Here is a 1,477-nt window from a genome sequence, read left to right on the forward strand (position 1 = left end):
AGTTAGACATTAATCTGACTATTAGGAGCACTTTTTTCATGACTAAATATTCAACTACTTTGAAAATGGAAATTTGCAGTAAATACTTATCCCACCAAACCTCTTTAGCTAAACTAGAACGCGAATACGGCATTGATCATACCGAGATTAGGGCCTGGGCAGAACGTGCCCGTAAACATGGCTTAGCCGCTTTAAAGGTTACTCACACCCGACAAACTTATTTGCCTGAATTCAAGCTAAATGTGGTACGCTTCTATCATGAACATCACATGGGAGTACTCCAGGTAGCTGCAGTTTTTAATCTTTCGCGGTCAGTAGTAAGACAATGGCTGGCGGCTTATCAGGCTGCAGGCTACTCTGGGCTGCTCCCAAAATCCAAGGGGAGACCACCAACCATGACTAAAAAGAAGCGTCAGAAGAAGCTTAAACCCACTAAGAAGCTAACCGAAGTAGAACAATTGCGTCGTCAGGTTGCTGAGCTAGAGGCACAAAAAGCCGACTTAGAATTGGATAACTTAATCCTAAAAAAAGTGGCTGCCCGATATCCACGCTCACCAACCGGCAAAAAACCAGAATAGTCGTGGAGATTCGGGCTGAGCGACCTGAGGTGCCGTTAAAGCTTTTGCTTGCCAAGCTGCACCTTAACCGCAAAACTTATTACGACAACCGCAGTCACCGATTGAACCGATTAGATAAATACGCTGCTGTTAAAGGCGTAATCAAGTCTATCTTCTACCAAGAAAGTGATGAGACTTACGGTTATCGACGTATGCATGGTGCACTCTTAGATCAAGGCTTTAGCTATGCGCCCAATACCGTGCGCAAGCTGATGCGGCAGCTGGGACTAAAGACCAGAGTCTACAGTAGGCGCACTGCACGCTACAGTTCTTATGCGGGCCCTGCAGGCGTAATCAAGGAAAACATTTTAAAGCAGCGGTTTAATGAAACCAGACCCTACCACGTCTTACACACGGATATTACCGAATACAAGCTGACCACAGGCAAAAAGGTTTATATTTCACCGGTCATTGATGAGGCCTCACTGGAAATACTGGCTTGTCAAGTCAGCTATTCGCCTAACATGAAGCTGGTTTATGATATGCTGGCAGAGCTTAAGCACAAGCTGCCTAAAACAGCCCAGCCTATTTTGCATTCAGATCAGGGTTTTCAATACCGCCACAGCGGCTATCAGACCAAACTAAGACAGATGAAGATTAAGCAAAGCATGTCGCGCAAGGGTAATTGCCACGATAATGCACCGGGAGAAACCATCTTCAACCTAATGAAACGGGAGAAGCTCAACCGCATTAAGATCAGTTCACTAGCAGAAATGCGGGAAGTACTGCATGATTACGTTTACTGGTTCAATCATATTAGAAGATCAAACAAACTAAAATACACGACCCCGATCAAATATCGAAATCGTGCATTGAGTCTTGCGTAATATTAAAATGTCTAACTTTTTAGTTGCACTTCA

General features: G+C 44.3%; 1 protein-coding gene. It reads left to right on the forward strand.

From position 1 onward, the window contains the following. Positions 1–38: 38 nt before the first annotated feature. Positions 39–1,444, forward strand: a protein-coding gene (locus GYV61_RS09615) for an IS3 family transposase (protein ID WP_369792500.1) whose coding sequence is annotated in 2 segments (ribosomal slippage) — positions 39–522 and positions 522–1,444 — 1,407 coding nt in all. Because the reading frame shifts where the segments join, the coding sequence is not laid out codon by codon here. Positions 1,445–1,477: the final 33 nt, after the last annotated feature.

This window comes from Lactobacillus melliventris, assembly GCF_013346935.1.
Lineage (GTDB): Bacteria > Bacillota > Bacilli > Lactobacillales > Lactobacillaceae > Lactobacillus.